At 75.0% G+C, this 20764-nt stretch carries 16 protein-coding genes; 8 read left to right on the top strand and 8 right to left on the bottom strand.

The window, feature by feature from the left end:
* Nucleotide 1 precedes the first annotated feature (1 nt).
* Nucleotides 2–2899 carry a helicase-related protein gene (locus CR162_RS04610; protein ID WP_245870125.1) on the bottom strand — a complete coding sequence of 966 codons (2898 nt, stop codon included), beginning with the start codon at nucleotides 2897–2899 and terminating at the stop codon, nucleotides 2–4.
* Between the two features lie 171 nt (nucleotides 2900–3070).
* Between CR162_RS04610 and CR162_RS04605 the strand changes: the two genes are divergently transcribed.
* Together CR162_RS04605 and CR162_RS04600 are read left to right on the top strand one after the other, a co-directional pair.
* Nucleotides 3071–4759 (top strand): methyl-accepting chemotaxis protein, encoded by a 1689-nt coding sequence (locus CR162_RS04605; protein ID WP_099094368.1) that lies wholly within the window; start codon nucleotides 3071–3073, stop codon nucleotides 4757–4759.
* A gap of 102 nt (nucleotides 4760–4861) precedes the next feature.
* On the top strand, nucleotides 4862–5977 hold the full coding sequence (locus tag CR162_RS04600) for an MFS transporter (RefSeq protein WP_176559718.1): 1116 nt from the start codon (nucleotides 4862–4864) through the stop codon (nucleotides 5975–5977).
* A 7-nt stretch (nucleotides 5978–5984) separates the two neighbouring features.
* Here CR162_RS04600 and CR162_RS04595 read toward each other — a convergent pair whose 3' ends face one another.
* The 3 genes from CR162_RS04595 to acnA form a co-directional block, all read right to left on the bottom strand.
* Nucleotides 5985–6809: a metallophosphoesterase family protein gene (locus tag CR162_RS04595; protein WP_099094366.1), complete on the bottom strand. Its 825-nt coding sequence runs from the start codon at nucleotides 6807–6809 to the stop codon at nucleotides 5985–5987.
* Between the two features lie 78 nt (nucleotides 6810–6887).
* Complete coding sequence (locus CR162_RS04590; RefSeq protein ID WP_099094365.1) at nucleotides 6888–7841, bottom strand: diacylglycerol/lipid kinase family protein; 954 nt, start codon at nucleotides 7839–7841, stop codon at nucleotides 6888–6890.
* Nucleotides 7842–8272: 431 nt separating this feature from the next.
* Entirely contained in the window at nucleotides 8273–10969 is a 2697-nt protein-coding gene (gene acnA, locus CR162_RS04585; protein WP_099094364.1) for an aconitate hydratase AcnA, read from the bottom strand.
* Between the two features lie 93 nt (nucleotides 10970–11062).
* On the opposite strand from acnA, the gene ccmA reads away from it, so the two are divergent.
* Together ccmA and ccmB are read left to right on the top strand one after the other, a co-directional pair.
* Nucleotides 11063–11659, top strand: coding sequence for a heme ABC exporter ATP-binding protein CcmA (gene ccmA, locus CR162_RS04580; RefSeq protein ID WP_099094363.1), 597 nt, complete (start codon nucleotides 11063–11065; stop codon nucleotides 11657–11659).
* Complete coding sequence (ccmB, locus tag CR162_RS04575; RefSeq protein WP_099094362.1) at nucleotides 11656–12306, top strand: heme exporter protein CcmB; 651 nt, start codon at nucleotides 11656–11658, stop codon at nucleotides 12304–12306. The genes ccmA and ccmB overlap by 4 nt, the downstream gene beginning before the upstream one ends.
* A 15-nt stretch (nucleotides 12307–12321) precedes the next feature.
* Here the strand turns inward: ccmB and CR162_RS04570 are convergent, their stop codons facing one another.
* The 3 genes from CR162_RS04570 to tsaD are packed head-to-tail and all read right to left on the bottom strand — an operon-like array spanning nucleotide 12322 to nucleotide 15253.
* Complete coding sequence (locus tag CR162_RS04570) at nucleotides 12322–13305, bottom strand: NAD(P)H-dependent glycerol-3-phosphate dehydrogenase (RefSeq protein WP_099094361.1); 984 nt, start codon at nucleotides 13303–13305, stop codon at nucleotides 12322–12324.
* Complete coding sequence (locus CR162_RS04565; protein WP_099094360.1) at nucleotides 13302–14129, bottom strand: 23S rRNA (adenine(2030)-N(6))-methyltransferase RlmJ; 828 nt, start codon at nucleotides 14127–14129, stop codon at nucleotides 13302–13304. The genes CR162_RS04570 and CR162_RS04565 overlap by 4 nt, the downstream gene beginning before the upstream one ends.
* Nucleotides 14126–15253: a tRNA (adenosine(37)-N6)-threonylcarbamoyltransferase complex transferase subunit TsaD gene (gene tsaD, locus CR162_RS04560; RefSeq protein WP_099094359.1), complete on the bottom strand. Its 1128-nt coding sequence runs from the start codon at nucleotides 15251–15253 to the stop codon at nucleotides 14126–14128. Before tsaD ends, CR162_RS04565 begins: the two co-directional genes overlap by 4 nt.
* A gap of 47 nt (nucleotides 15254–15300) precedes the next feature.
* Here tsaD and hemC point away from each other — a divergent pair, with 47 nt between their 5' ends.
* Genes hemC through CR162_RS04540 form a run of 4 tightly spaced genes read left to right on the top strand, consistent with a single transcriptional unit; the run spans nucleotide 15301 to nucleotide 20198 of the window.
* Nucleotides 15301–16422 carry a hydroxymethylbilane synthase gene (hemC, locus tag CR162_RS04555; protein WP_099094358.1) on the top strand — a complete coding sequence of 374 codons (1122 nt, stop codon included), beginning with the start codon at nucleotides 15301–15303 and terminating at the stop codon, nucleotides 16420–16422.
* A gap of 4 nt (nucleotides 16423–16426) precedes the next feature.
* Complete coding sequence (locus tag CR162_RS04550) at nucleotides 16427–17227, top strand: uroporphyrinogen-III synthase (protein WP_176559717.1); 801 nt, start codon at nucleotides 16427–16429, stop codon at nucleotides 17225–17227.
* Nucleotides 17224–18948, top strand: coding sequence for a hypothetical protein (locus tag CR162_RS04545; RefSeq protein ID WP_099094356.1), 1725 nt, complete (start codon nucleotides 17224–17226; stop codon nucleotides 18946–18948). Before CR162_RS04550 ends, CR162_RS04545 begins: the two co-directional genes overlap by 4 nt.
* On the top strand, nucleotides 18948–20198 hold the full coding sequence (locus tag CR162_RS04540; RefSeq protein WP_099094355.1) for a heme biosynthesis HemY N-terminal domain-containing protein: 1251 nt from the start codon (nucleotides 18948–18950) through the stop codon (nucleotides 20196–20198). Before CR162_RS04545 ends, CR162_RS04540 begins: the two co-directional genes overlap by 1 nt.
* 55 nt (nucleotides 20199–20253) lie before the next feature.
* Here the strand turns inward: CR162_RS04540 and CR162_RS04535 are convergent, their stop codons facing one another.
* Complete coding sequence (locus CR162_RS04535; RefSeq protein ID WP_099094354.1) at nucleotides 20254–20691, bottom strand: hypothetical protein; 438 nt, start codon at nucleotides 20689–20691, stop codon at nucleotides 20254–20256.
* Nucleotides 20692–20764: the final 73 nt, after the last annotated feature.

Below are 20764 nucleotides of genomic sequence, written 5' to 3'. Positions count from 1 at the left end.
GTCAGTCCTTGCCCAGCTTCAGTCGCGCCAGCACCGCGAAGGGGCTGTCCGGGTCCGGCCCCTTGCCCTTCTCGGGCGAGAAGGAGAAGGAGCGCGGCTCCTGGCCACGGTCGTTGCGCGGGCCGCGCCGGTCGCGCGGGCCATCGCCGCGATCGCCCTGCGGCCGCCGCTCGCCCTGAGGGCGCTCTCCTTGCGGGCGGGGGCCGCCCTTGCCCTGGAAGCGGGGCGCGCCACCGGCCTGGTCGCGCGGGCCACGCTCGCGGCGCGGCTCGCGCTCCGGCGCCGGGCTCGCGCCCTCGGCCGCGCCCTCGGCGGCGGGGGCGGCCTCGCGCGGCGGGCGCGGGCCGCGCTCGCCACCCCGCTCGGGGCGGCGGTCGGGCTGCCGGCCGTCGCGCCGCTCGCCCTGGCGCCCCTCGGGGCGCCCGCCCGGGCGGAAGCGGCCGCGATCCTCGCGACGGGCGCTGACCATGGCGGGAGCGGGCGGGCCGAACGCATCCTCGGCCATCGGCTCCGGCGCCAGCAGGCGGAAGCCCAGCGCCTGCAGCACGCCGGGCAGGATGTCGGCCTTGACGCCGAGGCGGCTGGCGACATCGGGCGGCAGCATGGCGGGGGCGCGGCGCGTCAGGTGGCCAAGCTCGCCCGCCACGCGCTCGGCCACGTCCAGGCGCAGCAGCACGGGCCCGGCCTGCACCCAGCCCATGGTGGCGGCGAAGCCTTCCGGCCAGCCTTCCGGCGGCGGCACGGACACCAGGCCGCCGCCCGGCACGGACGGCACGTCGCAATCCGCCTTGAGCGCCCAGAGCTGGGCGCGCAGCGCCATGGGCTTGGGCTTCAGCATCTCGGGCAGGTAGAGCGCGAAGCGGCCGGCGCGGATGCCGATCGCCTTCAGCTTCTGCCGCAGCTCGGGGTTCACCTCCGCCTCGGTGCCGCCGGGCACCAGGCCGAGATACTCGCGCAGGCGGAAGGCCGGGCCGCGCAGCGTGCCGTCCTCGGCCGCCTTGGCCTCCACCGTGTCGAGCGGGGCGAACTCCCGCTTGATCGCCGCCTCGATCCAGGTGGCGAGCCGTGCCCGGAGGCGCTCGCGCTGCGCGCCGTCGAGGAGGTCGGAGGGCAGCGGCTCGACCAGCGGCTTGTCCGGGGCGGGCCCGGGCCGCAGGCGGGCGACCTCGTCACCGTTCCAGGTGATGCGGTGGGACGGGGTCAGGGCGAAAGCGTCGTCGGACGCGGTTTCGATCTCAGTCACGCGCTTCGGCATCTCACTCTGCAAGGCACGGCGGGCGGCACGCAGGACAAGCTTGCGCTCTTCCCCATTACCCGCAGCGGCATCGGGTTCAAACACGAAACCCTTCACTTGGCCAACCGGGTGGCCTTCCACCACCACTTCACCCTGCCGGTTGACGGCGGAGAGCAGCTCGTCGGCTGATTCGTCGAGCCGCCGTATCAGGTGCGCCGCGCGGCGATCGACGAAGCGGGCGGTCAGGCGCTCATGCAGGGCATCGCTGACGGCATCCTCGGCGGCGCGGGCGGCGTCCTGGAAACGGGCGGCGTCGCGCACCCAGTCTGCACGCGCCGCGATATAGGTCCAGACTCGAATCGCCGAGAGGCGTGTCATCAGCGTGTCGAGGTCGCCCTCGGTGGTGGCGCATTGCGCGATCTGGCCGGCCACCCAGTCGGCGGGCAGGTGCCCGTCCTTGACCAGATGGCCGAAGACCCGGGCGCAGAGCTTGGTGTGGCTGTCATCGGCCAGCTTGCGGAAATCCGGGATCTGGCAGGCTTCCCACAGCAGCCGCATGCGCGCCTTGCCGCGGGCGAGGCGGCGGATCTCCGGATCGCGCGAAAGGGCCTCCAGCGTGATGTGGTCGGTCGCGTCGTTGCCCTTGGCGAGGCCGGGCACGGGCGGCGGCGCGGCCAGGCTGTCGAGCAGGGCGTCGATGCCGGACAGGTCCAGGTCGGCGTTGCGCCAGGCGAGCGTGCTCAGCGACTCGAAGTGGTGGCCCTCGATCTTGGCCACCATCTCGTCCGGCAGGGGCGGGCAGTCGGCGGTGACGCCAAAGGAGCCGTCGCGCATGCCGCGCCCGGCGCGGCCGGCGATCTGCGCCGCCTCCTGCGCCGAAAGGGGGCGGGGGCGGTGGCCGTCGAACTTCTGCAGGCTGGCGAAGGCCACATGGTCCACGTCCATGTTCAGCCCCATGCCGATGGCGTCCGTCGCCACCAGGAAGTCCACCTCGCGGTTCTGGTAGAGCGCCACCTGGGCGTTGCGGGTGCGCGGGGAAAGGCGGCCCATCACCACCGCGCAGCCGCCGCGCCGGCGGCGGATCGCCTCGGCGATGGCGTAGACCTCGCTGGCGGAGAAGGCGACCACGGCGGAGCGGGGCGGCAGCCGCGTCAGCTTGGCCGGCCCCGCGTAGTGGAGCTGCGACAGGCGCGGCCGCGTCTCGATCTCGGCCTGCGGCACCAGCCGCTGCAGCAGCGGGCGGATGGTCTCGGCGCCGAGGAACATGGTCTCGACCATGCCGCGGGCATGCAGCAGCCGCTCGGTGAAGACATGGCCGCGGTCCGGGTCGGCGCAGAGCTGGATCTCGTCCACCGCCACGAACTCCACCCGCCGGTCGAGCGGCATGGCCTCCACCGTGCAGGCGAACCACTTGGCGCCGGGCGGCAGGATCTTCTCCTCGCCGGTGATGAGGGCGACCTGCCGCTCGCCTTTCACGGCCACCATGCGGTCGTAGTTCTCCCGCGCCAGGAGCCGCAGCGGAAAGCCGATGATGCCGGTCTCATGCGCCAGCATGCGGGTGATGGCCAGGTGGGTCTTGCCGGTGTTGGTCGGACCCAGGACGGCCTTGACGCGCGCGGGAAACATGGAGGCGGTGGAGGACGAGTACGGGGCGGGAACGGGCATCTGCCGCTCTAAGTGGGCCAAGCGGGGGGGCTTGGCAACCGCGGCGCGCGTGGCGGCGCCATTTGGCCGGGGGCGCCTTAACGGAATGGAAGCATGCGCCCGCCGAGGATGGCCGCGCCTGGCCGGCCCCTTTCGCGCCCGGCGGCATGTCCGGGACGAAGAGAGGCTCCGATGATCGGCTGGCTGTCGCGCTCGCTCGCCACGCGCCTTTACCTCCTGCTGGGACTTTCGGCGCTGGTGGCGCTGGTCACGGCCTGCTTCGCCATGTGGGCGCTCTCCAGCTACCAGGAGGAGGTGCGCGCGACGCAGCGGAGCGGGGCGGTCGCCTGGCAGGTGGAGCGGGTGAACGGGCGGGTGATGGAGGCGGTCTCCGACAGCCGCCTGCTCTATTTCGCGGCGCCGGGCGCCGATGCGGAAAAGGCCGCCGCCTCGCTGCGCCGCGCCCTTTCCGGGCTGGAAGCCGAGATGGCGGCCTGGCAGTCCCTGCTGCGGCCGGAGGAGCGGCCGGCCTTCGAGGAACTGGCGCGCGTCGCCGGCGAGTTCGTGCGGTTCCGCGCCGAGATCGCCCGCCTGGGCGTGGCGGAAGGGCCCGCCGCCGCCAACATGATGGGCAACAACGAGACCAACCGGGCCAACCGGCGGGTGCTGAACGACATGCTGGACAGGGCCGCCAGCAGCGCCGGGGCCGCCAGCCAACGGACGGCGCAGGAGGCGATCGCCTATGCGGACCGCCTTTCCGTCATGCTGCTGATGCTGGTCTGCACGGGGCTCGCCCTGCTGGGGGGCGTGCTGGTCGTCACCGTCCGCCGCAGCATCCTGCGCCCCCTTTCGGCCACCACGGGCGGCATCGCCAGCATGGCGGCCGGCGACCTGGACCGGCCCGTGCCCGGCGCCGCCCGCGCCGACGAGATCGGCGTGCTGGCGGGCGCGGCCGAGAACCTGCGCGAGAACCTGCGCCATGCCCGGACGCTGGAGGAGCAGGCGCGGGAGGCCGCCACCGCCCGCCTGCAACGCGCCGAGGTCTATGCCGGCGCGGTGGGAACCTTCCGCCAGGAGGTGGACGCCGCCATGGCCGGGCTTTCCCAGGCCGCCCAGGCGGTGGGGGAGGCGGCCGGCACGCTGCGGCGCGTGGCCGACCACACCACCCAGGCGGGCGGCGCCATGGCCGGCGCCGCCGACGGCACGGCGCAGGAGGTGCGCACCGTGGCCGCCGCCGCCGAGCAGATGGCCTCGGCGGTGCAGGAGATCGCCCGGCAGACCGCCCAGGCCACCCAGGTCACCGCCGGCGCGGCCGAGGCCGCCCGCCGCAGCGACCGGACGGTGCAGAGCCTGACCGAGGCGGCGGCGCGCATCGGCGACGTGGTGAAGCTGATCGGCGACATCGCGGGCCAGACCAACCTGCTGGCGCTCAATGCCACGATCGAGGCGGCGCGCGCCGGCGAGGCGGGCAAGGGCTTCGCCGTGGTCGCCTCCGAGGTGAAGAACCTCGCCGGCCAGACGGCGCGCGCCACCGAGGAGATCGGCAGCCAGATCGCCGCCATGCGCCAGGCGACCGGCGCCGCCGTGGAGGCGATCAGCGGCATCGCCGGCACCATCGCGGAGGTGGACCGCATCAGCGGCAGCATTGCCGCGGCGGTGGAGGAGCAGGGCGCCGCCACCCGCGAGATCGCCCGCGCCGCCGCCGCCGCCGCCCATGGCACGGGCGAGGTGGCCCGCCGCAGCGGCGAGGTGCGCGGCGCCGCCGGCGAGGCGCAGCAGGAGGTCACCCGCCTGTCCGAGGCGGCGCTCGGCCTGCAGCAGCGCAACGCCGCGCTGCGGGGAGCGGTGGACGGATTCCTGCTGCGCATCGAGCGGGCCTGAGGCAGAAGGGAAGGCCTCGGCGGGCGCGGTCCGGCCCGCCGCCTTTCCGCTCCGCCGCTTTCCGCTTCCCTGGTGCCCGCCATTTCCGCCCTTCGCTTTCCCGTGCTCCGCCACGTCCTGCTGCTGAGCGCCATCTTCGCCGCCATCGGCGTCACGCAGCCCTTCCTGCCGGCCTTCCTGGCCGCGCAGGGCCTGTCATCCGGCGAGATCGCGCTGGCCCTGGCGCTGGGCTCGCTGGCGCGGCTGCTGGCGGGGCCGGCGGCCGGGCGCTGGGCGGATGCGCTGGGCGATGCCCGGCTGCTGCTGGGCGGGCTGGCGCTGCTGGGCCTGCTGGTGGCGGGCGGCTTCCTGCTGGCGGCGGGGTTGCTGGGCTTCATCCTGGTGCAGGTGCTGCTCGGCATCGCCATGGCGCCGCAGGTGCCGCTGGCGGACGCGCTCTGCCTCGCCGCCGCGCGGCAGGGGCTGCTGGACTACGGGCCGGTGCGCGCGGCCGGCTCCGTGGCCTTCATGGCGGCGGCGGTGCTGGCCGGCTGGCTGGTCGGGCTGTGGGGCCATGGCGCGGTGCCGGTGATGATCGGCGCGGCCATGCTGGCCACCCTGGCCGCCACCCTGCTGATGCCGCGCCCGGCGGCCGTGCCGGCGCGGCAGGCGGGGGGCGGCTTCCGCGCCACGCTGCGCCTGCCCGGCTTCGCGCGGCTGCTGCTGCTGTCCGGGCTGATCCAGAGCAGCCACGCCGCCTATTACGGCTTCGGCAGCATCCACTGGGGTTCCATGGGGCACGCGCCCGCCACCATCGGCCTGCTCTGGGCGCTGGGGGTGGTGGGGGAGGTGGCTCTGTTCCTGCTGGCGCGCCCTCTGCTGGCGCGGGTCGGGCCGCGCGGCATGGCGCTGCTGGCGGCAGGCGCGGGCGTGCTGCGCTGGGGGCTGATGGCTACCACCGCCTGGCTGCCGGCCCTGGCGCTGATGCAGCTGCTGCACGCCCTGACCTTCGGCGCGCAGCACCTGGCCGCGATGCACATGATCCTGCGGCTGGTGCCGCCCGCCCAGGCGGGCACGGCGCAGGCGCTGCACGCGGCACTCGGCGTCGGGCTGCTGATGGGGGTGTTCACCCTGCTCTCGGGGCCGCTCCATGCGGCTTGGGGCGGCGGGGTGTTCCTGCTGATGGCGGGGCTTTGCGCCCTGGCGCTGCCGCTGGCCTGGCGGCTGCCCATCCGCTGAGGGCGGCTCAGCCTTCCGCCAGCATCGTGGTGGGCCAGGCGGGGGCGGGGGCGCTGATCCAGGCCTCGCCGTTCCAGCGGCGCGGCTCGATGCGCGCCGCGTGGTCCTGGATGACGATGCGGTTATAGGCGTTGGGCTCGCCGCGCAGCCGGGTGGAGATGGCCGAGCCGGCCTGCACCACCAGCAGCTCCGGCTTCCGCGTGTCCGGCGCGGCGGCGCCGCGGTGAAGCCGCACATAGCCCCGGTGCAGGTGGCCCGAGAGGATCAGCCGCACCCCCGCGCGCTGCAGCGCCTCCAGCGCCGGCGCCGCGCGGCGGGCCAGGGGCGTGTCCGGCGCATCCTCCGGCGCCAGGAAGGGGTGGTGCGCCACGACGATGCGGAACAGCCCGGGCGGCAGCTCCTCCAGCCGGTTCAGCAGGCGCTTCAGGCGGTGGCGCTTCACCCGCCCCCCCTCCCAGGAGAGGTTCAGCCCGCCCCGCACCACCGTGTTCAGCCCGATCACCGCCACATGGTCGTCGCGCCACACCGGCTCCGTCTCGCCGCCGATGAAGCGGCGCCAGCGGCCGAACGGGTCCAGGAAGCGCTCCCACGGCCAGTAGTTGGTGATGTCGTGGTTGCCTGGCACCACCAGCAGCGGCGCGCGCAGCGCCTCCATGAAGCGGCGCGCCGCCTTGTACTCGCGCGAGCGCGCCCGCATCGTCAGGTCGCCGCTGATCACCACCAGGTCGGCCGGCTCGGCGTTCAGCGTCTCGATCAGCGCCCCGGCCACGCGCTCGTCCACCCGGCCGAAATGCAGGTCGGAGATGTGGTCGATGCGGCGTGGCAGGCTCATCACGTTCCTTCCGGGGCGGGCATGGTGGCGGGCGATGCCTTGCAGAACGCGCGGCGCGCGCCAAAGGATGCGCCGCCTTCAACCGGCCTCCGCCCCTGCTTCCGTGGCATCGCCGCGGCCGGGCGGCACCAGCACGCGCAGCGCCCGGGGGTGGATGCGGTAGTGCAGCGGCGTCTCCAGCAGCAGCGCCTCGCCATCGTTCACCACCCAGAGGTGGCGCTTGCGGGCATGGATGGTGATGGCCGCCGCGCGGCGGGTGAGCAGGTCGGGCCGCCGGCGCCAGCGCCCCGCCGCCATGGCCAGCAGCAGCCGCAGCAGCCACCACAGGCCGAAATCGCGCGCCACATGCAGGGCGAGGATGCCGCCATCGAGCTTCGGGCGGTGGAACAGCGCGCCGGGCGCCTCCTCATAGGCGTTGTTCACCACGGACAGGGCGCGGGTCCAGACCCGCAGCACCGGCGCCGCCTCGGGCGGCTGCCCGGGCGTGCCGAGGCGCAGGCCGAGCCGCAGCGGCGGGTGCCGCCAGAAGGCGCGCGCCGCCCCCACCACCACCCGCCAGCGCGAGGCCAGACGCGCATCGCCGCGCGAGCGCTCGCGGTGCTGGCCGATCCGGTTGGGCAGGCCGATGACGGACTGGCACAGGAAGATCTCGCCATTCACCTCCGCCAGGTCGATCGGCGCGACCCGCGCGCGGCCCAGCGCGGCGGCGGCCTCCAGCGGCGCCAGCGGCAGGCCGAGGTCGCGCGCCAGCAGGTTCATGGTGCCGAGCGGCAGCACGCCGAGCGCGATGCCGGTGCCGCGCAGGGCGGCGGCGGCGCTGCGGATGGTGCCGTCCCCGCCGCCGACGATCAGCGCCTCCGGCGCGGTGGCCAGGGCCAGGGCGATGCGGCCGGGCAGGTCGGGCGCCGCGTCGGGCGGGATGACGGTGAGCGCGAAGCCCGCGCGGCGCAGCGCCGCCGGCAAGGCCTCGGCGAGCGCGGGCTCGCCCAGCAGCGTGCCGGAGCGGGGGTTCAGCAACAGGGTGGCGCGCATGGACGGGACGGGTCTCCAGCGCCCGAACGCGGCCTGAGCAGGGCGGTTGCGGTGGGCCGGAGAAAGCGGCGGATTTCCGCCTGGATGAACTCCAGTTCATGGGCGATTCAGGAATTGTTCACCCTTCGAAACCATACTCAATATGGTCGCTCAACAGAGGAGACGCTTCCATGTCCTGGACCACCCGCCAGCAGCCCCTCACGCCCCGCAACGCCCTGCGCGGCCTGATGGACCTGCCCTGGAACGCGCCGCTCTTCGGGCCGGTCCGGGTGCAGCGACCCGAAAGCTGAAGCCGGCCGGGGGCGGCGCTCACCGGGCCTGAAGCCCGCCGCGGAACGTGAAAAGGGCGCGCCCCCGGCCTGGGGGCGCGCCCTGCTTTCATGCGGCGCCCGGAAGGAGAGGCGGCCGCCCCTCCCGCCCGGGCCTGGGCCTCAGGCGGCCTTGGCCATGTTGCGCAGCACGTAGTGCAGGATGCCGCCGTTCTTGTAGTACTCGACCTCGTCGGCCGTATCGACGCGGCACTGCACCTGGGTGGTGGTGGTGGTGCCGTCGGGGCGGTGGATCACGAGGTCCAGCAGCATGCGGGGCTTGAGATCCTCAAGGCCCAGGATGTCGATGGTCTCCTCGCCGGTCAGGCCCAGCGTCTCGCGGTTCTCGCCCGGGCGGAACACCAGCGGCAGCACGCCCATGCCGACCAGGTTCGAACGGTGGATGCGCTCGAAGCTCTCGGTGATGACCGCCTTGACGCCGAGCAGGAAGGTGCCCTTGGCCGCCCAGTCGCGCGACGAGCCGGTGCCGTATTCCTTGCCGCCGAAGATCACCAGCGGCGTGCCCTCGGCCTTGTAGCGCATGGCCGCGTCATAGATCGGCATCACGTCGCCCGAAGGCTGGTGCTTGGTGATACCGCCCTCGATGCCCGGCACCATCTCGTTCTTGATGCGGATGTTGGCGAAGGTGCCGCGCATCATGACTTCATGGTTGCCGCGGCGGGCGCCGTAGCTGTTGAAGTCCGCCTGCCGGACCTGGTGCTCGCCCAGATACTCGCCGGCGGGCGAGGTCTTCTTGATGTTGCCGGCCGGGCTGATGTGATCGGTGGTGATCGAGTCACCGAGCTTGGCCAGCACGCGGGCGCCATGCACCGAGGCGATCGGCTTCGGCTCGGCGTCCATGCCCTCGAAATAGGGCGGGTTCTGGACATAGGTGGAGCCGGAGTTCCAGCGATAGGTGTCCGAGCCCGCATCGACGCGGATCGCCTGCCACTGCTCGGGGCCCTTGAAGACGTCCGAGTAGCGGCTCTGGAACATCTCGCGCGTGACCACGGAGGCGACGGTGTCGTTCACCTCCTTCTGCGTCGGCCAGATGTCCTTCAGATAGACCGGCTGGCCGTTCTTGCCGGTGCCGATCGGCTGCGTCGTCACGTCGAGCGTGATGGAGCCGGCCAGCGCGTAGAGCACCACCAGCGGGGGCGAGGCCAGGTAGTTGGCGCGCACGTTCTGGTGGACGCGGCCCTCGAAGTTGCGGTTGCCCGACAGGACGGAGACCGCGACCAGCTTGTTCTCCTCGATGGCGTCCACGATCGGGTCCGGCAGGGGCCCCGAGTTGCCGATGCAGGTGGTGCAGCCATAGCCGACCGTCTGGAAGCCCAGCGCGTCCAGGTGCGGGGTCAGGCCGGCCTTGTTCAGGTAGTCGGTCACCACCTGGGAGCCGGGGGCCAGCGAGGTCTTCACCCAGGGCTTCGGCGTCAGGCCAAGCTCGTTGGCCTTCTTGGCCACCAGCCCCGCCGCCACCAGCACATAGGGGTTCGAGGTGTTGGTGCAGGAGGTGATCGCGGCGATCACCACGTCGCCATGGCCGAGGTCGTAGTTGGCGCCGGCCACCGGCACGCGCAGGTCGGCCTTGTCGCCCGGCACGCCGAGGTTGCCGGAGGCCAACTCCTTGGCGAAGGCGGGGGCGGCGTTGGTCAGCTCGACGCGGTCCTGCGGGCGCTTCGGGCCGGCCATGGACGGCACCACCGTCGACATGTCCAGCTCCAGCGTGTCCGTGAACACGGGGTCGGGCTGGCCTTCCTCGCGGAACATGCCCTGGGCCTTGTAGTATTCGCGCACCAGGTTGATGCGGTGCTCGTCGCGCCCCGAAAGGCGCAGATAGTCCAGCGTCACCTCATCGACCGGGAAGATGCCGCAGGTGGCGCCGTATTCCGGGGCCATGTTGCCGATGGTGGCGCGGTCCGCCAGCGCCATGTCGGCGAGGCCCGGGCCATAGAACTCGACGAACTTGCCGACCACGCCCTTCTTGCGGAGCATCTGCGTCACCGTCAGCACCAGGTCGGTGGCGGTCACGCCCTCGCGCAGCCTGCCATGCAGCCTGAAGCCGATGACATCGGGGATCAGCATGGCGATCGGCTGGCCGAGCATGGCCGCCTCGGCCTCGATGCCGCCCACGCCCCAGCCCAGCACGCCCAGGCCGTTCACCATGGTGGTGTGGCTGTCCGTGCCGTAGCAGCTGTCCGGGTAGGCGAAGGTCTCGCCATCCTCGCTGGCGGTCCAGACGCCCTGCGCCAGGTATTCCAGGTTCACCTGGTGGCAGATGCCGGTGCCGGGGGGCACGACGCGGAAGTTGTTGAACGCCTCCTGGCCCCAGCGCAGGAACTCGTAGCGCTCGCCGTTGCGCTCGAACTCGATGTCGACGTTCTTCTGCAGGGCGGTGGGGGAGGCGGAGACGTCCACCATCACCGAGTGGTCGATCACGAGGTCCACGGGAACCAGGGGGTTCACGCGCCGCGGGTCGCCGCCGAGCTTGGTGATGCCGTCGCGCATCGCGGCAAGATCCACCACGGCAGGGACGCCGGTGAAGTCCTGCATCAGGATGCGCGCGGGGCGGAAGGGCACTTCCTTCTCGCTCTTGCCTTCCTGCACCCACTCGGCGATCGCCTTGGCGTCGTTCGTGGTGTAGGCGCGGCCATCCTCGTGCCGCAGGACGTTCTCCAGCAGGACCTTGAGGCTGAAGGGCAGGCGGCTGACATCGCCGATGCTCTTCGCCGCCTCGGGCAGGCTGAAGTAGTGATAAACCTTGCCGTCCACCGTCAGGGAGCGACGCGCCTTCAGGCTATCCTGCCCGATCATCCGCATGGTCCGGGGTCCCCTCAATATTTGCTGCGAACGCTGCCGCTTATTACACGGGGAGCGGCCACGGTCCATCGGCGGGCGGGGGTGTGAGGTGCCGTGCTGGAAGCGAATTCATTGGCGGTGGTCCGTGGCGGCAGGGTGGTGTTCGCCGGCCTGTCCTTCAACCTGGGCGCGGGGCAGGCGCTGGTGCTGACGGGCGCCAACGGCGCGGGCAAGTCCACCCTGCTGCGTGCCCTGGCCGGGCTGGTGCCGCTGGCCGAGGGGGAGCTGCGCTGGCGAGGCGCCGCGGCGGAGGCCGAGGGGCCGGAGTCGCGCCTGCGCTACCTGGCCCATGCCGAGGCGCTGAAGCCCGGCCTCTCGGTGGCCGAGAACCTGGCCTTCTGGGCGAGCTGCTGGGGCGGGGCGGTGGAGCCGGCGCTGGAGGCGGTGGATCTCGCGCCGCTCGCCGGGCTGCCGGCGCGGCTGCTCTCGGCCGGGCAGCGGCGGCGGCTGGCGCTGGCCCGGCTGGCGCTCGCCCCCGTGCCGCTCTGGCTGCTGGACGAGCCCACGGTGGGGCTGGACGCCGCCGCCATTACCCGCTTCGGCGCGCTGCTGGCGCGGCACCGCGCGGCGGGCGGCGCGGTGGTGGCCGCCACCCATGTGCCGCTGCCGCTGGAGGGCGCGGGCGAGCTGCGCCTGCGGGGCGCGGCATGATCGCGCTGCTGCGTCGGGAGCTGCTCCTCGCCTTCCGCCACCCGGCCGACACGCTGGCGGCCATGCTGTTCTTCCTGCTGGTGACGGCGCTGTTTCCCTTCGGCGTCGGGCCCGCGCCGGAGGCGCTGGCGCGCCTCGCCCCCGGCGCGCTGCTGGCCGCCGCCCTGCTCGCCGCCCTGCTGCCGCTCGACCGGCTGTTCGGCGCCGAGGCGGAGGATGGCTCGCTCGACCAGCTCCTGCTGTCCGGCCTTTCGGGCTGGGAGATCGCGCTGGCCAAGGCGCTGGCGCACTGGCTGACCACCGGGGCGCCGCTGCTGCTGGCGGCGCCCGTCGCCGCCGCCATGCTGAACCTGCCCGAGCCGGCCTGGGGCGTGGCCATCCTGGTGCTGGGGCTGGCCACGCTGTTCCTGTCGCTGCTGGGCACGGCGGGGGCGGCGCTGACGCTGGGCGCGCGGCGCGGCGGCGTGCTGCTGCCGCTGCTGGTGCTGCCGCTGGCCATCCCCGCCATGATCTTCGGCGCGGCGGGCATCGAGGCGGCGGCGGGCGGCGTGGCGGTGCGGCCCTTCCTGCTGCTGCTGGGGGCGCTCACCGCCGCCGCCCTGCCGCTGGCCCCGCTCGCCGCCGGCGCCGCGCTGCGCGCCGAGTGAGGCGCGCAGCCAGCCCTACTCGTCTCTGAGCGGCCGCGCCATCAGCCCCCGCACCGCGGCGGGCACGTCGTGGCGGCCCTCCAGCAACTCCGCCACGGCGGCCGCGATCGGCATCTCCACCCCCGCGGCCCGGGCGCGGGCGAGCAGGGCGGGGGCGGTGGCCACGCCCTCCGTCACGCTGTTGCGCTCGGCCAGGATCTCCCCGAGCGGTCGCCCCTGGCCGAGCGCGAAGCCGAGCGAGAAGTTCCGGCTGCCGGGGCCGGTGCAGGTCAGCAGCAGGTCGCCCAGACCGGACAGGCCGGCCACCGTTTCGGCGCGCCCCCCCAGCGCCAGGGCGAGGCGGCCGATCTCGGCGATGCCGCGCGTCACCAGCGCGGCGCGGGCGTTCTCGCCGAGCCCCGCGCCCATCACCGCGCCGGCGGCGATGGCGATGACGTTCTTCGCCGCGCCCCCGACCTGCGCGCCCACCGCGTCGTCCTGCCCGTAGAGGCGGAAGGCGGGGGTGGCCAGCGCCGCGATGGCCTGCTCGCGCAGCTCGGGCGGCAGGCCGGCCACCACGGCGGCGGCGGGCAGGCCGGCGGCCACCTCGGCGGCGAAGTTGGGGCCGGACAGCACCCCCGCCGGCAGGCCGGGGCGCGCCAGGGCCAGCGTTTCCAGCGGCAGGTGCAGCCCCCGGGCGGTGACGCCCTTGGCCGCCACCAGCGCCGGCGGCAGGCGGGGGAAGCCTTCCAGGGTCGTGGCCATGTGCTGCGCCGGCACCACCAGCAGCGCCAGCTCCGCCCCCGACAGCGCGGCGGCGGGGTCGGCGGTGACGGCGATGGCGTCGGGCAGGCGGTGGCCGGGCAGGTGGGCGGCGTTCTCGCGCGCCGCCCGCATCGCGGCGGCGCGGCCAGGGTCGCGCGCCCAGAGGCTGACCTCGGCCCCGGCGCGCGCGGCCTGGATGGCCAGCGCCGTGCCCCAGGCCCCGGCGCCGATGACGGCGATGCGGCGCATGCTCATTCCTCGGCGATGCGGGTGACGGCGCAGCCCTGCCCGGGCTCGCCCTCGCCCAGGCGTTCGAGCAGGGCGGCGAGGATCGCCTGCGCCTCCTCCTCGAACCGCCAGGGCGGGTTCACCACCGCCACGCCGCAGCCATTCAGCCGCTGCGGGTCGGTGGGCTCGCGCAGCCACAGCTCGCAGGCCAGGATGTCGCGCACCCCGCTGCCGGCCAGCGCGGCGTGGAAGGCGCGCACCGGCGCGCGGTGCTTGATGGGATACCAGTGCGCCTGCACGCCCGCGCGGAAGCGGTGCGCCAGCGTGACCAGCCCCTCCGCCATGCGCCCGAACTCGCCCTCCACCTCGAAGGGCGGATCGACCAGCACCAGGCCGCGCTTCTCCGCAAAGGGGGTGAGCGCGGCCAGCGCCTCCCAGGCGTCGCGCTTGTGCACGGCGGTCTGCGGGTCGCCGCGGAACAGGGTGCGCAGCGTGGCGTGGTCCTCCTCGTGCAGCTCGCACAGCACCAGCCGGTCGTTCGGGCGCAGCATCATCCGCACGAGCGAGGGGCTGCCGGGGTAGCGGGGCGGGAAGCCCGCGTTGCGCACCAGCGCCAGCCAGTCTGCCAGCGGCCCCTCGGTGATGTCGAGCAGCCGGCCGATGCCGCGCTTCCATTCCCCCGTCCGCTCCGCCTCCGAGCCCGAAAGGTCGTAGGCGCCGATGCCGGCATGGGTGTCGAGCACCCGGAAGGGCTTGTCCTTGGCGGCGATGCGGCGGACCAGCGAGACCAGCAGCGCGTGCTTCACGCAATCGGCGAAGTTGCCGGCGTGGAAGGCGTGGCGGTAGTTCATGCGGCCCGGTCCCCCGGATGCCCCCCTGGTTGGGCTCCCGGTTGGCCTGCCGGTTGGTTTCGGGGGCGCTCCGCCGAAAGCTCGGCCAGCGGCCAGCGCGGGCGGGGGGCGTGGTCCAGCCCGTCGGTCAGGCCGGCGCGCAGCCGCTCGATGCCGGCCCAGGCGATCATCACCGCGTTGTCCGTGCAAAGCCGGATGGGCGGCGCCACCAGCGGCAGGCCGGCCCGCCCCGCCTCGGCCGCGAGGGCCGCGCGCACCCCCTGGTTGGCGGCGACGCCCCCCGCCACCACCATGGCCGTGGCGTCCGGCAGCATGGCCAGGGCGTTGCGCGCGCGGTCGGCCAGCACGACGGCGACGACGCGCTGGAAGGCGGCGGCGAGGTCGGCGCGGTCCTGCTCGTTCTCCAGCTTCGGCACGAGCTGCGCCACGGCGGTCTTGAGCCCGCTGAAGGAGAAGTCGCAGCCGGGGCGGCCGAGCATGGGGCGGGGCAGGGGAAAGCGCATCGGGTCGCCCGAGGCGGCCAGCTTCTCCAGCGCCGGGCCGCCGGGCCAGGGCAGGCCCATCAGCTTGGCCGACTTGTCGAAGGCCTCGCCCACCGCGTCGTCGAGCGTCGAGCCGAGGCGGCGGTAGCGGCCGAGCCCCTCCACCGCCACGCACTGGCAATGCCCGCCCGAGAGCAGCAGCAGCAGGTAGGGGAACGCAACCTCCCCCTCCACCACGCCCGTCTGCCGTAGCAGGGGCAGCCGCGCCGTCAGCGCGTGCCCTTCCAGGTGGTTCACCGCCACGAAGGGCAGGTTGTGTGCGATCGCCATGCCCTTGCCGAAGCTGGCGCCGACGATCAGCCCGCCGATCAGCCCCGGCCCGGCCGTTGCGGCGATGCCGCCGAGCTCCGCCGGCCGCACGCCCGCCTGGCCCATCACCTGCGCCGCGAGAGCCGGGAGATGGGCGAGATGGGCGCGGGCCGCGATCTCGGGCACCACCCCGCCGAAGGGGGTGTGCTCGGCCAGCTGGCTGCGCACCGCCTCGGCCAGGATGGTGCCGTCGGGCGCCAGCAGGGCGGCCGCGGTTTCGTCGCAGCTCGCCTCCAACCCCAGGACTGGACCTCTGATAGGCGCCGATTGCATCCGTTCTTGCCTTCCCCAATGCCGGGCGGTGGTTCTATGACGCCCGCATGTCCCTTGCCCACCCCGTCCCGCCGTCTGCCGCGGCGGGCGCCTTCGCTCATTCCCGCGTCGCCGCCCCGGCCGACATCCGGACGGGGGGCGCCGTGCCGGCCACCGCGCATCCAGGCCATGCCGCGCCCGCCGCCCGCTCATCCGGGCCGGTCAAGCCGCATGCCCGGCGGCCGCTGCCGCTGCGCGTCGGCACCCGCGGCTCGCCGCTGGCGCTGTGGCAGACCCGCACCTTCCTCGACCTGCTGCTGCGCTTCTGCCCCGTGCTGCGCAACGCCAAGGCGTTCGAGGAGCATATCATCACCACCTCGGGCGACCGCATCCAGGACAAGCGGCTCGCGGATATCGGCGGCAAGGGCCTGTTCGCCAAGGAGATCCACGAGGCGCTGCTGGACGGACGGATCGACTTCGCCGTCCACAGCCTCAAGGACCTGGAGACCGAGCTGCCGCCCGGCATCGTGCTCGCCTGCACCCTCAAGCGCGAGGATGCGCGGGACACGCTGATCCTGGGCCCGAGCTGCCACGCCGTCGATCCGGCCGATCCCTATTCCGCCATTCCCGCCGGCGCCCGCATCGGCACCGCCAGCCTGCGCCGCCAGGCGCAGCTGCTGCACGCCCGGCCAGACCTGAGGGTGGAGATGATCCGCGGCAATGTGGGCTCCCGCCTGTCCAAGCTGGCGGCCGGCGAGGCCGATGCCACGCTGCTGGCGCTGGCCGGGCTGAAGCGCCTCGGGCTCGAGGAGCGCGCCTCGGTGGTGCTGGATGCCGAGGCGATGGTGCCGGCCGCCGGGCAGGGCATCGTCGGCATCACCGTGCGCGCGGCGGACGGGGAGCTGCACGAGCTGCTGTCAGGCATCGAGGACCGCGCCGCGCGCGCCGTCTCCCGCGCCGAGCGGTCGCTGCTGGCGGCGCTGGACGGCTCCTGCCGCACGCCGATCGGCGGCCATGCGCGGCTGCTGCCCAATGGCGAGCTGCACCTGACCGGGCTGGTGGCGCGCCCCGATGGCAGCTTCCTGCTCAAGCGCAGCATCCACGGCGCCGCCGCCGATGCCGAGCGGCTGGGCCGCGAGCTGGGCGACGGGCTGCGCGCCGACAGCCCCGCCGACATCTTCATCAGCTGATCCCGTGCGGGAAGCGCCCGCCATCCTGGTGACGCGGCCGGAGCCCGGCTGCGCGGAAACCGCGGCCGCCGTGGCGGTGCTGGGCTGGCGTGCCCTGGCGGCGCCGGCGCTGGTGCTGACCGCCCTGCCGGCGCCGCGCGAGGGCGGCCGCCCCGCACAGGCCATCCTGCTGCCGAGCCGCGCCAGCGCCCGCGCCCTGGCCGGCTGGCCCGACAAGGCCCGGCCCGTGCTGGCGGTGGGCGAGGGGACGGGCGATGAGGCGCGCCGCGCCGGCTTCCTGCGGGTCGAGCACGCCAGCGGCGACGCGGTGTCCCTGGCGAAGCTGGCGGCGGCGCGGCTCGACCCGCGCGGCGGCCCGCTGCTGCTGGCGGTGGGGCGGGGCTACAGCGCGGCGCTGGCGGCGGCGCTGCGCGGGGCGGGCTTCACCGTGCGCCGCCGCGTCGTCTATGAGGCGCGCCCGGCCGCCGCCCTGCCGGCGGATTGCATCGCCGCGCTGCGGGAGGGGGCGGTGCGCGGCGCCCTGTTCCTTTCGCCGCGCTCGGCGCTTCACACCCAGGCGCTGCTGCGGCAGGCGGGGCTCGCCGAAACCGTGCGGCGGACCGTGGCGTTCGCGCTTTCGCCACGCATCGAGTCGGCCCTGGCGGGCATGCCATGGCGGGCGATCCATGCTACCCGGGTGCCGGAGCTTCCGGCGCTGCTGGCCCTGCTGGGCCGGCCGCCCGGGGCATGGCCGGATGCGGCGCCTCCCGGCGCCCCATGGGCCGGGTTGCCAGAACCGGAAAGCGAGGGGCAGGAGAGAGAATGACCGACACGCCGAAAGACAGCCCCAAGGGTGAGCCGGTGCCGGGCAGCCGCAACGCTCCGCCGAAAGGCAGGCCGGGCCGCGAGAACCCGACCGTGACGCCGCGCGCCTTCAGCGGCATCAACCCGGCGGCGAAGCCGGCGCCGGAAGCCGCCCGCCCCGCTGCCCCGCCCGCTTCCGCGCCGCCCGCTTCCGCTCCTCCGGCTCCGGCCGCGCCGGCCTCGGCCACCCCGCCCGTGGCGCCGCCTTCCGCCGACGCGCCGCCCGCCGCCCCTTCCGCGGGCAGCGTCCCGGCTTCCGCCAGCGGCGGCATGAACCCCACGCCGCCCGCCGCGCCGGCCGGTGCCTCCGGCACGTCGCCCGGCCCGACCTCCAGCCCGGCCCCCGGCATGGCCCCCGGCCCGGCCCCCGCTGCGCCCGCGCCCTCCGCCCTGCCGGCAAAGCCGGCGGCGGCGCATCAGCCGGCTTCCAGGCCGCCGGCCCCCGCCCAGGAGACAGCCATTCCGCCCGTGCCGACGCCACCCCGCCCCGCCACCCCGCAGGACAGCTCCCCGCCCCGCATGACCAAGCCTACCCCCACCCCGCCCGCGCCCCCCGCCAGGCCGCGTGGCCGCCTGGAGCACCTGGCCCTGCCCATCGCCGCGGCGAGCGGCGTGGCCGCCCTGCTGGCCCTCGGCATCAGCCTGGCCAACCGGCCGGGCCCCACGGTGGAGCCGGCCCGCCTGGAGGCGCTGGAGCAGCAGATGGCCACGCTGCAGCCGGTGCCGGAGCAGCTTCGCGCCCTGCAGCCGGTGCCGGAACAGCTCCGCGCCCTGCAGCCCCTGCCGCAGCGCCTGCAGGCGCTGGAAAGCGGCCCGCTCGCCCAGGCCGGGCAGCGGCTCGGCGCGCTGGAGGCCGGGACGGGCGAGAACCGGCAGGCCGTGGCCGCGCTGCGCGAGCAGCTGCAGAGCCAGCGCAGCGACCGCGAGGCGCTGGAGCGCGCCGCCAATGCCCGCATCGAGGAGGCGGAGCGCAACCTCGCCCAGCGCATCAGCGGCGCCGAGGCGCAGATCGCCCAGCGCCTGGCCGCCGCCGAGGCGGCGCTCGGCCCGCGCTTCGCGGCGGTCGAGGAATCCATGCGCCAGCGCGTCATCGCGTCCGAGGACGCGGCGCGCGAGCGCAACGCGGCGCGCGACCGGGCGCTGGACGAGCGCTTCGCGGCGCTGGAGGCGCGCGAAAGCCGCCTCGCCGCCGCCGAGCGCCGCCTTTCGCGGCTGATCGCCAGCGCCGGGGTGGAGACCGCCCTGGAAGCCGGCCGGCCGCTGGGCCAGGCGCTGTCCGGCCTTGGCGGCGAGGCGCCCGCCGCGCTGCGCCGCTATGCCGAGGCCGCGCCGCCCACCGAGGCCTCGCTGCGCCTGTCCTTCGAGGATGCCGCGCGCGCCGCCCGCGCCAGGGCGGAGCCGGCGACCGAGGGGCAGAGCGTGTGGGAATCCGCCGCCACCCGGCTCGGCAACCTCGTCACCGTCCGCCGCGGCGAGAACGTGGTGTGGGGCGACTCCGTCAGCGGCGAGCTGGAAACGGCCCGCCGCGCCCTGGAGGCGGGCGACCTGCCCGCCGCCATCCGCCGCATCGAGGGCCTGCCCGAGCCGGTGCGCGCGCCGATGGGCCAGTGGCTTGAGCAGGCACGCGGCCTGGTGGCCGCCCGTGGCGCCCTGTCCGAGCTGCGCAGCGGAGGGCAGGGCTGATGCGCCGCGCCATCGGGCTGCTGCTTGTCAGCCTCGTCGCCGTCGCCCTCGCCTGGGGGCTGATGCGCCTGGGCGGCTCGGTGGAGCTGCGCGTCGGCGACATGTTCATCGGCGTCTCGATGCCGGTGCTGCTGATCGGCCTCGTCGTGCTGTTCATCGTGCTGCACGGGCTGCTGGTGGGGCTGCGCGCCCTGATCGGCTGGCCCGCCCGCGCCCGCGCCCGCCGCGCCGCGCGCCGGCGCGAGCAGGGCGAGGCGGTGCTGACCAAGGCCCTGGTCTCCCTCGCCGCCGGCTCGGCCGACACGGCGCGGAGCGAGGTGAGGCGCGCCCGCTCCCTGCTGGGCGACACGCCGCAGCTGCTGCTGCTGACCGCCGAGGCCGAGCGCATGGCCGGCCGCGAGGAAGCCGCCACCGAGGCGTTCCAGGCGCTGGCCAGGCGCGAGGATGCCCGCTTCATCGGCCTGCGCGGGCTGCTGCGGCAGGCGATCCAGCGCAAGGACTGGCCGGCCGCCCAGGCGCTGGCGCGCGAGGCGGAGGCCGCCCATCCCGGCGCCGCCTGGCTGCGCGAGGAGCGCGCCCTGCTGGCGCAGCGCACCCAGGACTGGCGCGAGGCGCTGGCGCTCGCCGCGCCGGAAACGCCGCGCGCCCCGCTCGCCCTGGCCGCCGCCAGCCAGGAGACGGATGCGGAGCGCGCCGCCGAGCTGGAGCGCCAGGCCTTCCAGGCCGATCCCGGCTTCACCCCGGCCGTGCTGGCGCATGCGAAGCGCATGGCCGCCACCGGCAGCCCGCGCCGGGCGCGCTCGGTGCTGGAGCAGGGCTGGGCCACGGCGCCGCACCCGCAGATCGCCGAGGCCTACCTCGAAGGCGAGGCCGATGCGCTGGCCCGGGTGAAGCTGGCCGAGACCCTGGTCAGCCGCAACCGCACCGCCGCGGAAAGCCGGCTGCTGCTGGCCCGCGTGGCGTTGCAGGCCAGCCTCACCGGCCGCGCCCGCAGCGAGCTGGAGGCGCTGGTGGAATCCGGCGAGGCCGATGCCCGCGCCTACCTGCTGCTGGTGGAGCTGGAGCAGCTGGAGCATGGCGACAGCCCAGTGGCCCGCGCCGCCGAGGCCAAGTGGCTGCGCGCCGCCACCGCCGCCCCCGCCGAGCCGCGCTGGCGCTGCGGGAATTGCGGCAAGGCGCACGCACAGTGGAAGCCGGTCTGCGAGGCCTGCGGCACCGCCGGGCGGATCGCCTGGGGGCGGCAGGACTGAGGGGAAGCTCTTCCCCACCCATCCAGGGGCGCGCCGGTGGCGCGCCCCTTTTTTGTCAGCGCAGCGGATTGGCCAGCAGCAGGCCGGCCCGGCGGAAGCTCAGCGCCAGGCCGATGGCCGGGCCCATCGCGGCATAGGCCCCGGCGGGCTGGAGCAGGCGCAGAAAGGCCGCCAGCGCCTCCCGCCGCGGGCCACGCTGCGCCAGGGCGAAGGCCAGCAGCAGGGCGGGCTCGTTGCCCACCAGCGCCGGATGCACCGTCTCGCCGGCCAGGAAGCGCTGCCCGCCCAGGCGCATCACCGCATCCAGCGCCGGCGCCGCGGGCGCCACATTCTCGGCGATGAAGGGCAGCCGCGCCTCGGGCAGGCCCGGCAGGCCGCGCCGCTCGGCGCAGGACCAGCGGCGGATGCCTTCCAGCAGCAGGGCCTCGGGCGCGGGCAGGGCGTCCACATGCGCGTTGGTCCAGGGCCAGGTTGGCAGGCCGTGTGTCGCCATGGCTGTTGGATCTCCCTGTTGGCCGGAGGTGATCGGGACAGCTTGCCGCAAGTGAGAATGAGTCGCAAAAAAT

This window comes from Teichococcus rhizosphaerae, from assembly GCF_002631185.1.
Classification (GTDB): Bacteria; Pseudomonadota; Alphaproteobacteria; order Acetobacterales; family Acetobacteraceae; genus Pseudoroseomonas; species Pseudoroseomonas rhizosphaerae.
The sequence above is the reverse complement of the archived record's forward strand: the minus strand, read 5'-3'. Positions and strand labels throughout refer to the sequence as shown.